Here is a 13918-nt window from a genome sequence, read left to right as displayed (position 1 = left end):
CCGCCATGGGCTGCCGGTCGACCGCCGGTACATGGTGGCCGGTCGCGCAGTTCCCCGCGCCCCTGTAGGCCTTGCAGCCCAGGTTCTAGGAAGGATTCCCGCCGGTGACCGCACAACTCCTCGACGGCAAAGGGACCGCCGCCGCCATCCGCCGCGAACTCGCCGAACGCGTGGCCAAGTTGACCGCGACCGGCGGTCGTCCGCCGGGACTCGGCACCGTCCTGATCGGCGACGACCCCGGCAGCCACGCCTACGTCGCCGGGAAGCACCGGGACTGCGCCCAGGTGGGCATCGCCTCCATCCGCCGGGACCTGCCCGCCGACGCCTCACAGCAGCAGGTCGAGGACGTCATCGACGAGCTCAACGCCGACCCGGCCTGTACCGGATACATCGTCCAACTCCCGCTCCCGCGCCACCTCGACGCGGCAGCCGTACTTTCCCGCATGGACCCGGCCAAGGACGCCGACGGTCTGCACCCGGTCAACCTCGGCCGCCTCGTCCTGGGCGTGGAGGGGCCGCTGCCGTGCACCCCGCGCGGCATCGTCGAACTGCTGCGCCGCCACGACGTGCCCCTCGCAGGCGCGCGGGTGTGCGTGATCGGCCGGGGCATCACGGTCGGACGTCCCCTGGGACTGCTCCTCACCCGCCGCTCCGAGAACGCCACCGTGACCCTGTGCCACACCGGCACCAAGGGCCTGTCCTGGCACGTGCGCGAGGCGGACATCGTCGTCGCGGCCGCCGGCTCACCCGGCCTGATCACCAAGGAGATGCTGCGCCCCGGCGCGGCCGTGCTGGACGTCGGCATCACCCGCACCGACCAGGGGCTGAGAGGCGACGTGCACCCGGAGGCGACCCAGGTCGCGGGGTGGATCGCGCCGATGCCCGGGGGAGTGGGGCCGATGACGCGGGCGATGTTGCTGGCCAATGTGGTGGAGGCGGCGGAGGGGTGCGCGAACGGCGGATGACCGTGTATGTCACCGAAGGCTTCACTGGTGGCATCCCCGGTGGCCTCCCTGGGGTTTCCCATCACCGGTGATAATCCGCTTGCACCATGGACAGGCGAACGTGGCAGGCTTGCGCGGTGATAGTCGACCTGGCTCCCCGCTTTCTGACCTGGGACGATGTGGATCCCGCCCGGCACCCCTTCGACCACGGTTCGGCGCCGTCGGTGGTGGGATCGCTCGGGCCCGCCCGGACGGTGCCCAGCCGTCCGGACGCCCCTCACGGAGACCCCGCGGTGCATGCCTGGAGCTGGGACAAGGGACAGCCCTGGGCCGACGCGATGTCGCACGCCCTCGCCGAGCACTACGGCCGCTGGACCCTGGGCTGGCGCTGGGCCCACGACGAAGGCGACTTCGACGGCGGACCGGTCGGGAACTGGTGCTGTCCGACGCACTCGATCACCACCCCCGAGGAGACGCTCGAGCGAGTCGTCGCGGCGCTCTGCGAGTGGCGTGAGTGGCTGGAGAGCCTCGCCGGGTGGTTCGAGGCATATCCGCTCGACCTGTCCGACATCGAAGGCCAGCGGATCCTGTGGGAGCGCGCGGCGCGAAATCTGATCCTCCAGGTGACCGACCGCACCGGCTGCGGCAGCGGCTGGTACGGGCACTGCCATCAGGTGCTCACCTGGTTCCTCAGCCGCTGGGGCGTGGCACCCGACCTCGGGCGGAAGCTGGTCGACGAGGCGATCGGCGGGCGGTTCGGCAGCTGGACCGGCCCCGACCCGGAGCTGGTCGAGGATGTCGCGGAGCGGCTCGCGAGGTCGCTGCGACCGGAAGACCACACCGCTTCAGGGCGGGCACGATCCGCCGCCCCCGTACCGGACCACCTGCGTCTCTGGCTCGACGTGCGCGCGAACGTGCCGTGGCAGGAGGCTCCGAACGGTGGCGGCGACGAACCGGTGGCCCCGCGACGCGACGGTGCCGCGGAGTACATCCGCGCCTACGACGCAGCGTTGGATCCCGCCCGGGCCCAGGGCCTGCTCGACGCCCTCCGACTGCTGCGGTCCGACGCGGCCCGCGGCGCCCGCCTCGACTTCGAGCTGCTCCGGCGCTGGCAGCAACACGTCCTGGGCACGCCGGAGCTCCCGCCCCTGCGCGACCAGCCGGCCTTCGCCAAGCAAGGCCGGGAACGCTACGGCATAGGCCCGGACACCCGAGTCCGCCTCGACACCTGCCTGGCCGAGAGCGAGCAGGACCCCGAACGACCCCTCCCGCTCACCGCCCGGGCCGCACGCGCCTACCTCGACGTCTGCTTCTTCCACCCCTTCGGCGACGGCAATGCCCGGTCCGCCTTCCTCGCCCTCGTCTACGTCCTCGCGCGCTCGGGCGTCGCGCTCGACGGGGTGAGCCTGTTGCGCCGGGTCACTTTCCAGGCCGACGAGCCGCAGGACGCGATGATCCTCGCCAGGTACATCGACGTCCACCTCACGGAGACGCGAAGCAATGCGGCGTCGGGCGGCTCATAGGGACCGGCGGCAGGTAGGGCAGGACGGTCCAAGCGATCCTACGGCCGATGGCGGCCGAGACCATCGGCGGCAGGCGCGGTCAGGTGGCCGGAGGGCCGAGTTGGACGGGGAGCTGCTGGTGGCCGTTGCTGATGAGGGAGGCCACGGGCTTCAGGTCTGTAGCGGGCACGGCGAGCCGGATGTCGGGGAAGCGGTCGAAGAGGTGTTGGAGCGCGCTGGTGACCTCCAGGCGGGCCAGCGGGGCGCCCAGGCAGAAGTGGATGCCATGGCCGAAGGCCAGGTGGTCCTTGTTCGTACGGGTGGCGTCGAAGGTGTCGGGGTCGGTGTGCCAGTCGGGGTGGCGATTCGCGGCGGCGTAGGAGGCGAGGATGGCTTCGCCGCGGGCGATGGTCCGGCCGTCGGGCAGCGGGATGTCTGCCACGGCGAAGCGCAGCGGGAGGTGTTTGACGGCGGGCTCGTGGCGCAGGGTCTCTTCGACGACGTCGTTCCAGGTGATGGCACCGGCACGGACCAGCTTCAGTTGGTCCGGGCGCGTCAGCATCGTGACGACGCTCTGGTCGATGACGTTGACCGTGGTCTCGTACCCGGCACTGATCATCAGCAGGAGCGTGTCGCGCAGCTCCTGCCGGCCGAGGCCGGTGCCGCCGTCCTCGTCGTCGCGGGCTTCGATCAGCAGCGACGTCATGTCATCACCCGGGTCGAGGCGCTTGGCGGCGATCAGCTCGTCCAATTGCCCGTACAGGCGCGCGGTGTTGGCCTGGGCCTCCGCCGGGCTCAGAGTGGTGTCGAAGACGCCGTCCACGAGCTTCCGGAAACCGTCACGGCGACCCTCGGGCACCCCCATGAGATGGCCGATCACGGCGATGGGGAGTGGGTAGGCCAGGTGCTCGCGCAGGTCCACCGCCTCGTGCGCCGGGAGCGTGGCGAGGCGATCGACCAGCTCACCGACCATGGTCTCGACGGCCGGCTTCATGGTGGCGATGCGCCGCGCGCTGAAGGCCGGCGCGATCAGACGCCGCAGCCTGCGATGGTCCGGGCCGTACGCCGTGAACATGTTCTCCACCGCGATCCACAGCGCAAGTGGCCAGCGAGTGACGGTCTCTTGGAAGGCCGGCCAGTGAGCGCGCCCGTCCTTCGACACATCCGGGCTGGTCAGCAGACGCTTGAGGAGATCCGGGTCGGTAACGGCCCAAGCCGGGACACCGAGGACGTCCACCTGCGCGGCGCTTCCGTGTGCCCGCAGCGAGAGGTGCTCTGCGTGGCGGTCGGCGCCGGTGGGGTCGAGGACGAACGGGGGCTGCTCGGGCACGGAGGGCTCCTTGGTGAGCGGCGGGGAAGTGGAACTGGTCGGGGAATGCTTCGAGCTCGCGGTGGACGCTCCTCGACAGTTTGACCGGATCACGAAAGAAGCCTCCCCGGCGGAGGCGTCTCCGGCTGAAAAGGCTTCACTGATGCCCGGAACTGATGCCGGGGGTGCGCGGCATCACCTTCCGCGATGTGGGCCGTAAACCCAGGCTCGCGGCGATCGTGGGCGGCTACGTGGTGCTGCGCCTGCGCGACGCCTGACCGCGCCACGGGCCTGCGGCTGTCCTTCCCGCAGGCCCGCGGCACAACTCCCGACTTGCGGCACGGTGATGCCGGTTAGAAGAAGCCCAGCTTCTGCGGGGCGTACGACACCAACAGGTTCTTGGTCTGCTGGTAGTGCTCGAGCATCATCTTGTGCGTCTCACGCCCGATACCCGACCCCTTGTACCCGCCGAACGCCGCGTGCGCCGGGTAGGCGTGGTAGCAGTTCGTCCAGACGCGGCCCGCCTGGATCGCGCGGCCGGCGCGGTACGCGGTGTTGATGTCCCGCGTCCATACGCCCGCGCCGAGGCCGTACAAGGTGTCGTTGGCGATCTTGATGGCGTCGTCGAAGTCGTCGAAGGACGTCACCGAGACGACCGGCCCGAAGATCTCCTCCTGGAAGATCCGCATGCGGTTGTCGCCCTCGAAGACGGTCGGCTGGACGTAGTAGCCGCCCTTCAACTCGCCGTCGTGCTCGATGCGTTCGCCGCCGGTCAGGATCCGGGCTCCTTCCTGACGGCCGATGTCGAGGTAGGACAGGATCTTCTCCAACTGGTCGTTGGAGGCCTGCGCGCCGATCATCGTGTCCGTGTCGAGCGGGTGACCGGTCTTGATCAGCTCGGTGCGGGCGACCGCCGCCTCCATGAACTCGGCGTAGTTGCCGCGCTGCACCAGCGCCCGGGACGGGCATGTGCACACCTCGCCCTGGTTGAGCGCGAACATCGTGAAGCCCTCGAGCGCCTTGTCGCGGAAGTCGTCGTTCGCCGCCCAGACGTCGTCGAAGAAGATGTTCGGGGACTTGCCGCCGAGTTCGAGCGTGACCGGCGTGATGTTCTCCGAGGCGTACTGCATGATCAGTCGGCCGGTCGTGGTCTCCCCGGTGAACGCCACTTTGGCCACCCTGGGGCTGGATGCCAGTGGCTTGCCCGCCTCCACGCCGAAGCCGTTGACGATGTTGAGCACGCCGGGCGGGATCAGGTCGGCGACCAGGCTGAGCCAGTAGTGGATGGACGCCGGGGTCTGTTCGGCCGGCTTCAGCACGACGGCGTTGCCCGCGGCCAGCGCCGGCGCCAGTTTCCATGTCGCCATGAGGATCGGGAAGTTCCACGGGATGATCTGCGCGACCACGCCGAGCGGCTCATGGAAGTGGTACGCCACCGTGTCGTCGTCGACCTCGCCGAGCGAGCCCTCCTGCGCCCTGATGGCGCCCGCGAAGTAGCGGAAGTGGTCGATGGCCAGCGGAATGTCGGCCGCCAGCGTCTCCCGCACCGGCTTGCCGTTCTCCCAGCTCTCGGCGACGGCCAGCTTCTCCAGATTCGCCTCCATACGGTCGGCGATCTTCAGCAGGATGTCGGCACGTTCGGTCACCGACGTCCGGCCCCACGCGGGGGCGGCCGCGTGCGCCGCGTCCAGCGCCCGCTCCACGTCCTCCGCGGTGCCCCGCGCGATCTCGGTGAAGGGCTGCCCGTTCACCGGCGTCGGGTTCTCGAAGTACTGCCCCCGGATCGGCGGCACATACTCACCGCCGATGAAGTGGTCGTAGCGCGCCTGGTAGGAGACGATCGCACCCTCGGTGCCGGGCGCCGCGTAACGGGTCATACTGCTCTGCCTCCCGAAGAAGCGCTGCCCGCCGTTGGGCAGCTCTCCGCGCGAGGCTAGGGACGGCGAGGTTGCAAGTACGTTGCGTGGGCCGGGGTTCCGCGGGGCGCTGGTTCGGTCAGTGCGTCGGCCGCCGGTCCCAGGCGGGCGGTGCCGAGAGTTCGGACTCCAGCGAGGCCAGCCGGGACCGTACCGCCGCCGTCGGGCGCACCACGGCCAGTGCCCGCCATACGCCGATGTCGTCCTCGCCCCACGGTGCGTGCGCCCAGTCAGCCAGCAGGTCCGGATCGTGGCGGGCGATCAGCGCCGTACGCAGCCCGTCGGCGAGGAGACGCCTGAGCCGCACCACCGCCGGCGCCTGGGAACCGGGCAGCAGCGGGCCCGTGTACGCCGTGGCCGCCGCTGTGACCGCACCCGTCTCCAGGCGTCGTTCGACGACCGTGACGTCCGACTCGACCGGTACCGTGAGCCGGTACGGCCGAGAGCCGAGCAGGCCGGGGCCGAGCAGACGGCGCAGACGGGCCAGTTCGGCTCGCAGCGTCACCGGCGTCACCGACTCGTCCTCGTACAGCGCGCACAGCAACTCGTCGCCGGTCAGACCCTCCGGGTGGCGCGCCAGCAGCACCAGGATCTCGCTGTGCCGGCGACTGAGCCTGACCCGGCGGCCGGCGATGCACAACTGCGCCTCGTCGCGGCCCAGCGCCGACAGCTCCAGCGTGTCGGCGCCGGGCAGCTGCGGCGCGAGCAGCGCCAGATGGGACTCCGCGGCACGCGCGACCGCCTGCACGAACCCCAGGCTGTGCGGATGGGCCAACCCGTCACCGCCGGTGATGTCCACCGCCCCGAGCACCCGCCCGGTGCGCGGATCGTGCACCGGCGCCGCCGCACAGGTCCAGGGCTGCACCCGGCGGATGAAGTGCTCGGCCGCGAACACCTGCACCGGCCGGTCCACGGCGACCGCCGTGCCCGGCGCGTTCGTGCCGACCGCGCTCTCCGCCCACCGTGCCCCCGGCACGAAGTTCATCCGCCCCGCCTTGCGCCGGGTCGTCGGATGGCCCTCGACCCACAGCAGCCTGCCGTGTGCGTCGCACACTGCGAGCAGATGCTCGCCGTCGGAGGCGAAGGTGCCCAACAGCTCCCGGAACAGCGGCATCACCCGCGCCAGCGGATGCTCCGCGCGATACGTGCCGAGGTCGCCGTCCGCGATTTCCACGCACGCCGTCCCGTCCGGACCGACACCGGCCCGCGCGGAACGCCGCCACGAGTCGGCCACCACGCCACGCACCGGCTTCGGCACGGTGCCCACCTCGGTGAACGTTTCGTGCGCACGGCGCAGCACCCGTACGCGCTCGGCGGGGTCGGCTCCCGGCTCCAGAGCCACCCACGGATCGGTCAACTCGGCCTCCCGGGAAAGCGATGCGCTGGGGACATCGTCACTCCGAGTACGCGCGCGGACAACCTTTTCGACGAGGGGCACCCGAACGACGGGCACACCGGCGCAGATGTACGAGTCCTCAGGCCGCGTTGACCAGCCGTATGTAGCGCGTCCAGTCCCAGTGCGGACCGGGATCGGTGTGGTCGGTGCCCGGCACCTCACGGTGCCCGATGATGTGCGTCCGGTCCTTCGGTATGCCGTGCCTGGCGCAGATCGAGGCGGTGAGACGGGCCGACGTCTCGTACATGACGTCGGTGAAGTAGGCGGGTTGGTCCACCCAGCCCTCGTGCTCTATGCCGATGCTGCGCGTGTTGTGGTCCCAGTCCCCGGCGTGCCAGGCGATGTCCGCCTCGCGCACACACTGGGAGGTGTGTCCGTCGGCCGACCGGATGACGTAGTGGGCGGACACCTGGTACTTGGGGTGCTGGAAGACGATCAGGGACTTGGGATAGCGGGTCTGTGTCACGTGGATGATCACCCGGTCGATCGGATGGGTCGTGGGGCGGTTCGACACGGTGTAGTTGGCGGTGCTCGCCGGGCGCCACTCGGCGAGCGGGTAGTCCGGGCCCGGGACGTGCGTGCCGGGCTGCCATTCGGGGAGCAGGGCGTACGGGACGGCGGCGAGAGCGGTGCCTTGGAGGATCTGCCGTCGGCTGAGACGCGGTCTCGCGCGTTCCAGACTTGGTCTTGCGCGTTCCAAAGGGACGATTTCCTTTCCGTGTTGACCTCGGCTGCGGGTCGCGGGTCGCGGGTCTCAGGCCGCCGGCGAGTGCGGCCGGGCGCTCAGGGCAGCGTCGTCGAGTGCGGCCGGGCAATCAGTGCAGCGTCGCCGCCGTCTCCCGCAGTCGTGCGTGTACTCCCCGGTGCGTCTCGCGCGTGGGCAGCCACTGTTTGCGGATCTTGGCCACACATGTGTAGTTGGTGTCGCACACGTTCGCCAGCGGTGACTCGACGGCCTGCGTCGCGAACTGGTACGCGTCCAGCTCACTGAACCCGTAGTCCCGCGCAAGCCACTGCACGAGGTCGAGCTGGGATATCCGGAACGCGTCCTCCAACGGCCGTGCCGAGCCGGTCGAGATGATGTGCGTGTCCGACTCGATCCGGGGCCAGGGCGTCGCGAGCCCCTTGAGAAGTTCGACGATCACCACGGTGTTCATCGCGCACTCGACCGCGACCCCACAGGTCTCGCCCTCACCCTGCCGGGCGTGCCCGTCGCCGAGGCTGAGCAGCGCGCCCTCGACGTTCACCCCGAGATAGCAGGTGACGCCCGCCCGCATCTCCGGCGTGTCCATGTTGCCGCCGTGCGCGTCGGGCACCAGCGCCGAACGGACCTCCAGGTTGGCAGGCGCCACCCCTACGGTGCCGTGCATCGGGTCCATGGGCAGCTCGGCCTCGATGTCACTGTCGTGCGCCCGGAACAGCGCCGTACGCCGTGTCCGGTCGAGTTGCCAGATCCAGACGGTCTCCGGCAGGGGCGGCTGCAGCGTGGTCGTGCTGTGGGTGGAGGTGAGCGCGCCGAACAGCGGGACGGTGGTGGACGCGGCCCAGTCCCGGGCCGGTTCGATCGACACGAAGTGCACGGCGATCGTGTCGCCCGGCTCGGCGCCCTCGATGTGGAAGGGGCCCGTCTGGGGGTTCAGGTAAGGGAATTCGCACACCTCCGAGACGAGGTCCTTCTCAGACCGCACCCGTCCCGCGAAGCAGTCCTCCGTGTACAGGTCGAGGACCGTACCGGGCGCGATGCGCGCCACGGGTGGTACGCCGCCGAACGTCCAGGCGTACTCGCCGGGCTCGGGTCGCACGGTGAGGATCCGGGGGTCGCTCATCGCTGCACAGCTCCGTTCTGCGAAAGGCCGGTGGGGAAAGGGGCGTCGACGAGGACATCCGCGGTGTCGGCTGTGGGCCCGGGGTGACACCGACACGACGGCTGCGCCTCGCGTGAATCACGGTACGGCGCTGGTGGGACGGGCAGAAGAGCACGCCGGGTTTCCGTGGACAGCCGCGAGATTGTGGATAACTCGCTCACTCACACGAGTGAACACGGCCTGGAATCAGCCCCGTTGTGCCCTGGGCCGGCCGAACCCGCCCGGAATCAGGCCCGCTCCGCCACCGCGGCCGGATCGTCCAGCACCGCTCGCACCACGGAGTGCGCGGCCCCCAGCAACGGCCCCTCGGGGCCCAGCCGGGACACGGACACCGGACAGGCCGGACCCGCGGTGCGCCGGTCCAGTTCGGCCTCCAGCGACGGCAGCAGCCAGGGCGCGAGCCCGGCCAGCGCACCGCCCAGTACCACGCTCTCGGGGTCCAGCAGATTCACGGCCCCGGTCAGCGCTACACCGAGCGCCGTTCCCGCGTCGCGCAAGGCACGCCGTACGTCCTCGTCCCCCTCGGCGGCCCGCCCGGCGAGCAGCCCGACGCGGTCCTCGCCGGGCTCCAGTCCGGCCGCGCGCAGCACCGCCTCCTCACCGGCGTACTGCTCCAGGCAGCCGCGGCCCCCGCACGGGCACTCGGGTCCGTCGGGCCGAACGGGCACGTGGCCCAACTCGCCCGCGAAACCGCGCGTTCCACGCAGCAGCCCTCCGTCCACCACGACCCCCGCGCCGATGCCGATCTCCGCCGACACATGCAGGAAGTCCCGAGGGGTGCCGTCACCGAGCCAGAGTTCGGCGAGCGCGCCGAAGTCGGCCTCGTTGCCCACGGTCAGGGGGCAGTCCGCAGGGAGCAGGGCGGCCAGGTCGGTGTCGTGCCAGTCGAGGTTCGGGGCGCGTACGACCGTGCGGGCGTCGCGCGCCACCAGACCCGGCACGGCGACCGCCAGGCCGGCGGGCCACAGTCCCTCGCGCTCGGCTTCGTCGACGACCCGGCGCACCAAGGCGTGGAGTTCCTCGATCACCGGTTCCGGGGCCCTGCCCCGGTTCGCTCCGTGCCGTACCGCCCTGGAGCGCACCTCGCCGCGCAGATCGACGGCACAGACGGCGAGATGGTCGACTCCGATCTCCGCGCCTATCCCGGCCGGACCGTGCCCGCTGACGGCGAGTGCCGACCCGGGACGGCCCACCCGGCCGGGCCGCTCGGGGCCGAGTTCCTCCAGGAGGCCCGAGCGGATCAGCTCGTCGACGAGGGTGGACACCGCCGCACGCGTCAGCCCGATGCGGGAGGCGACGGCGGCACGGGAGAGCGGCCCCGCGGCGCTGACGGTGTGCATCACCCGGGCGAGATTGCGGCGGCGCATGCCCTGCTGGGTGTTGGGCAGCGCGCGCCCGGCGCCGGTCGGGTGGGCTTCGTGCAGCGGTGCGGTCATTCCTCCGTCAGTCCTCAGTCCTCAGTGCGCCTCGGGGTTACGTTCCAGCAGCGGGGCCGCGTCGGAGAGTACCCCGCTGATCCTGTTCAGCGTCTCCTCGTCCCGCTCGACGGCGTCCAGCACCGGCCCCCGCGCGGTGTTCCAGCGCCGGGCGACCGCCGCCGGATCCTCGCCGGTCAGCAGGCCGGCCGCCTGGGCGGCTGCGCCGAGCGCGACCAGTTCCCTGGCCTCGGGCACCTGCACCGGACGCCCCGACAGCCGTCGTACCGTCTGCTGCCAGGCCGTGCCCCGGGCGCCGCCGCCGATCAGCAGCAGCGGGGCCGAGCGGTCCGCGTCCTCGTCCAGCACCAGGTCGAGGGCGCCGAGCAGGGCGTGCACGGCACCGTCGTAGGCGGCCTGGAGGACCTGGCCCCCGGTCGTGTCGTGACGCAGGCCGTGAAGGATGCCGGAGGCGTTGGGCAGGTTGGGCGTGCGCTCGCCGTCGAGGTAGGGCAGGAGCGTGAGGCCGGTGGTGGGTTCCACGGCCTCGCGGTCGAGGCCCAGCAGCGTCGCGAGGCGATCGACGGCGAGCGTGCAGTTCAGGGTGCAGGCCAGCGGCAGCCAGTCGCCGTGCGCGTCGGCGAAGCCCGCCACCGTGCCGGTCGGGTCGCCGGGGCGTCGCTGCGACACGGCGTACACCGTGCCCGATGTACCGAGGCTCAGCACCGGCATGCCGGGGCGCAGGCCCAGGCCCAGCGCGGCGGCGGCGTTGTCGCCGGTGCCGGGCGCGACCAGGGTGCCCTTGGAGAAGGGCAGGTCATGGCTGTCGCGCACGGTGCCCGCGATCTCACCGGGCCGGACCACACGGGGCAGCAGCGCCGGGTCGAGCCCCACATGCGCGAGGATCTCGTCGTCGTACGACTCCGTCCCGGACGCCCACCAGCCCGTACCGGAGACATCGCCCCGGTCCGTCGTGCCCTGGCCCGTCAGGCGTTCGGTGAGGTAGTCGTGGGGGAGGCGTACGGCCTTGATGGCCCGGACGGACTCCGGCTCGTTCTCGGCCAGCCAGGCCCACTTCGTGACCGTGAAGGACGCGGCCGGGACGGAGCCCGTGCGCTCGGCCCAGAAATTCGCGCCGCCCAGCTCCTCGGTCAGACGGCGCGCCTGGGGCGCCGAGCGCACGTCGTTCCACAGCAGCGCCGGGCGGACCGGCTCGCCCCGGTCGTCGAGTGTGACCAGGCCGTGCTGCTGCCCGCCGACCGACACCGCGGCGGCCTCGTGCGCGGCGTCGCCGCACTGGCGCAGCGCCTCGCGCAGGGCGTCCCACCACTGGCGCGGGTCGCTCTCGCGGCCGGCCCCGGAGGACACCGTGTGCGCTGCCTGGCCGCTCGCGACGACCTGCCCGGTCGACGCGTCGACGACCAGGGCCTTCGTGGACTGGGTGGACGTGTCCACGCCGACGACGAGCGGACCCTCGGCTGCTGACATCGGGCTCTCCCTTTTTTCCGGCTCGCGGGATCTGACCTGCTGTTTTGCGAGTGCCCGGAGTGTCACGGCCCGGACCTCACCCCTTCGGGGACATCTTGTCCCTTCCCAGGGACGCGTGGGCATACTAATTTGTAAAGCGCCATGACGAAATAGTCGTAGCGAGTCGTGCAAGCAGTCGTCAGCAAGCAAGGAGCCGCGACATGAGCTACCAGCCCACCCCCGACGACAGGTTCACCTTCGGCCTGTGGACCGTCGGCTGGCAGGGACGGGACCCCTTCGGCGACGCCACCCGCCGTGCCCTCGAACCGGTCGAGACGGTGCAGCGCCTGGCCGAGCTCGGCGCGTACGGCGTCACCTTCCACGACGACGACCTGATCCCCTTCGGGTCCTCGGACACCGAGCGCGAGGCGCACGTCAAGCGCTTCCGCGAGGCTCTCGACGCGACGGGCATGACCGTGCCGATGGCCACCACCAACCTCTTCACGCACCCCGTCTTCAAGGACGGCGGCTTCACCGCCAACGACCGCGACGTGCGCCGCTACGCCCTGCGCAAGACGATCCGCAACATCGACCTCGCCGTCGAACTCGGTGCACAGACCTATGTGGCCTGGGGCGGCCGTGAGGGCGCCGAGTCAGGCGGCGCCAAGGACGTGCGCGTGGCCCTCGACCGCATGAAGGAGGCCTTCGACCTCCTCGGCGAGTACGTGACCTCCCAGGGCTACGAACTGAAGTTCGCGATCGAGCCCAAGCCGAACGAGCCGCGCGGCGACATCCTGCTGCCCACCGTCGGCCACGCGCTCGCGTTCATCGAGCGCCTGGAGCGCCCCGAGCTGTACGGCGTCAATCCCGAGGTCGGCCACGAGCAGATGGCCGGGCTGAACTTCCCGCACGGCATCGCGCAGGCCCTGTGGGCGGGCAAGCTCTTCCACATCGACCTCAACGGCCAGTCCGGCATCAAGTACGACCAGGACCTGCGCTTCGGCGCCGGCGACCTGCGTGCCGCCTTCTGGCTGGTCGACCTCCTGGAGAGCGCCGGCTACGCCGGCCCGCGCCACTTCGACTTCAAGCCGCCGCGGACCGAGGACCTCGACGGCGTGTGGGCCTCGGCCGCGGGCTGCATGCGCAATTACCTCATCCTGAAGGAGCGTTCGGCCGCCTTCCGCGCGGACCCGGAGGTCCAGGAGGCGCTGCGTGCCTCACGTCTGGACGAGCTGGCGCAGCCGACGGCGCCGGACGGCCTGAAGGCGCTGCTCGCGGACCGTACGGCCTTCGAGGAGTTCGACGTCGAGGCGGCCGCCGCGCGCGGGATGGCCTTCGAGAGCCTCGACCAGCTGGCGATGGATCACCTGCTGGGCGCGCGCGGCTGAGGCCACGTGTGTATGCCCGACCGCGTGTGACCCCAGGTCGAGAGAACCGGTCGCACGCGGTGCGGCATGAAGATCGACCCCGACGCGGAATGTTCCGGAATCGTGCGGTCCGTGGCTTGGGCGCGTATTAACTCCCGTGTGGGGGTCGCGCCTTGCGCCGTACGCGGCGATTCTGGACGGTATGGCCATGCCGCCCGTACCGCCTCAGCCGCCAGGACCGCCGGGTGACACGCCACCTCCGGGTGGCGGCTTCGGACCGCCCACCGCAGGGGGGTATGGGACGCCGGGAGGATACGGCCCCCCTCCGGGGGACGGCGGCCCGCCCGCGTACGGTGGCTGGCCGCCTTCGGAACCGCCTGACTCAGGCGGCGGACCGGGACGGCGGCGCAGTCCGCTCGTCATCCTGCTTCTCGCGATAGTGGTCGTCGGAGCCGTCGTGGCCGTGGTGCTGATGGCATCGGGCAGCGACGACTCACCCGACGACAATCCGCCTGCCGGGAGCAGCACGAGCGGCTCGCCCAAGCCGTCCTTCAGCATTCCGACCGAACTGCCCAGCCGACTGCCGAGCTCCCTGCCGACGTCATTGCCGTCGGGGTTCCCGACCGAGCTGCCGAGTGATCTGCCGAGCGGTTTGGAGTCGCTGCTGCCGTCGCTGGCGGACGAGTTGCCGTAGGAGCCCGAAAGGAGCGGCACGCGCGCGTACCGCTCCCCGACGG

The 13918-nt window shown here is 71.2% G+C and carries 11 protein-coding genes; 4 read left to right on the top strand and 7 right to left on the bottom strand.

Going from position 1 to position 13918, the window contains the following annotated elements; translation table 11 throughout:
- Positions 1-104: 104 nt before the first annotated feature.
- Both ACFQ6S_RS36475 and ACFQ6S_RS36470 read left to right on the top strand, forming a co-directional pair.
- Positions 105-965, top strand: coding sequence for a bifunctional methylenetetrahydrofolate dehydrogenase/methenyltetrahydrofolate cyclohydrolase (locus ACFQ6S_RS36475; protein WP_383419285.1), 861 nt, complete (start codon positions 105-107; stop codon positions 963-965).
- 86 nt (positions 966-1051) lie between these two features.
- On the top strand, positions 1052-2467 hold the full coding sequence (locus ACFQ6S_RS36470; RefSeq protein ID WP_383419283.1) for a Fic family protein: 1416 nt from the start codon (positions 1052-1054) through the stop codon (positions 2465-2467).
- 79 nt (positions 2468-2546) lie between these two features.
- Here ACFQ6S_RS36470 and ACFQ6S_RS36465 read toward each other — a convergent pair whose 3' ends face one another.
- The 7 genes from ACFQ6S_RS36465 to xylB form a co-directional block, all read right to left on the bottom strand.
- A complete protein-coding gene (locus ACFQ6S_RS36465; RefSeq protein WP_383419281.1) occupies positions 2547-3776 on the bottom strand; it encodes a cytochrome P450 in 1230 nt (409 codons plus the stop codon).
- Positions 3777-4108: 332 nt separating this feature from the next.
- Positions 4109-5632 (bottom strand): aldehyde dehydrogenase family protein, encoded by a 1524-nt coding sequence (locus tag ACFQ6S_RS36460; protein ID WP_383419279.1) that lies wholly within the window; start codon positions 5630-5632, stop codon positions 4109-4111.
- A gap of 118 nt (positions 5633-5750) precedes the next feature.
- Positions 5751-7028, bottom strand: coding sequence for a GAF domain-containing protein (locus ACFQ6S_RS36455; RefSeq protein ID WP_383419277.1), 1278 nt, complete (start codon positions 7026-7028; stop codon positions 5751-5753).
- Between the two features lie 118 nt (positions 7029-7146).
- Positions 7147-7746, bottom strand: a complete 600-nt coding sequence (locus ACFQ6S_RS36450) for an N-acetylmuramoyl-L-alanine amidase (protein ID WP_383419729.1) — start codon at positions 7744-7746, stop codon at positions 7147-7149.
- A gap of 136 nt (positions 7747-7882) precedes the next feature.
- Positions 7883-8893, bottom strand: a complete 1011-nt coding sequence (locus ACFQ6S_RS36445) for an acetamidase/formamidase family protein (protein ID WP_383419275.1) — start codon at positions 8891-8893, stop codon at positions 7883-7885.
- 266 nt (positions 8894-9159) lie between these two features.
- Positions 9160-10368 (bottom strand): ROK family protein, encoded by a 1209-nt coding sequence (locus ACFQ6S_RS36440; protein WP_383419273.1) that lies wholly within the window; start codon positions 10366-10368, stop codon positions 9160-9162.
- A 21-nt stretch (positions 10369-10389) separates the two neighbouring features.
- Positions 10390-11835, bottom strand: coding sequence for a xylulokinase (gene xylB, locus ACFQ6S_RS36435; RefSeq protein ID WP_383419271.1), 1446 nt, complete (start codon positions 11833-11835; stop codon positions 10390-10392).
- Between the two features lie 200 nt (positions 11836-12035).
- Here xylB and xylA point away from each other — a divergent pair, with 200 nt between their 5' ends.
- Both xylA and ACFQ6S_RS36425 read left to right on the top strand, forming a co-directional pair.
- Positions 12036-13202, top strand: a complete 1167-nt coding sequence (gene xylA / locus ACFQ6S_RS36430) for a xylose isomerase (protein WP_383419269.1) — start codon at positions 12036-12038, stop codon at positions 13200-13202.
- A 436-nt stretch (positions 13203-13638) separates the two neighbouring features.
- Positions 13639-13875: a hypothetical protein gene (locus tag ACFQ6S_RS36425; RefSeq protein ID WP_383419268.1), complete on the top strand. Its 237-nt coding sequence runs from the start codon at positions 13639-13641 to the stop codon at positions 13873-13875.
- Positions 13876-13918 lie beyond the last annotated feature (43 nt).

The sequence above is a fragment of the Streptomyces sp. NPDC056479 genome, assembly GCF_042795335.1.
GTDB lineage: Bacteria > Actinomycetota > Actinomycetes > Streptomycetales > Streptomycetaceae > Streptomyces.
The sequence above is the reverse complement of the archived record's forward strand: the minus strand, read 5'-3'. Positions and strand labels throughout refer to the sequence as shown.

Bases quoted from the DNA above. Each gene is read 5' to 3' on its own strand.
- ACFQ6S_RS36470 (WP_383419283.1), top strand. From the start codon at position 1,052: ATGGACAGGCGAACGTGGCAGGCTTGCGCGGTGATAGTCGACCTGGCT.
- xylA (WP_383419269.1), top strand. From the start codon at position 12,036: ATGAGCTACCAGCCCACCCCCGACGACAGGTTCACCTTCGGCCTGTGG.
- xylB (WP_383419271.1), bottom strand. From the start codon at position 11,835: ATGTCAGCAGCCGAGGGTCCGCTCGTCGTCGGCGTGGACACGTCCACC.
- ACFQ6S_RS36440 (WP_383419273.1), bottom strand. From the start codon at position 10,368: ATGACCGCACCGCTGCACGAAGCCCACCCGACCGGCGCCGGGCGCGCG.
- ACFQ6S_RS36460 (WP_383419279.1), bottom strand. From the start codon at position 5,632: ATGACCCGTTACGCGGCGCCCGGCACCGAGGGTGCGATCGTCTCCTAC.
- ACFQ6S_RS36445 (WP_383419275.1), bottom strand. From the start codon at position 8,893: ATGAGCGACCCCCGGATCCTCACCGTGCGACCCGAGCCCGGCGAGTAC.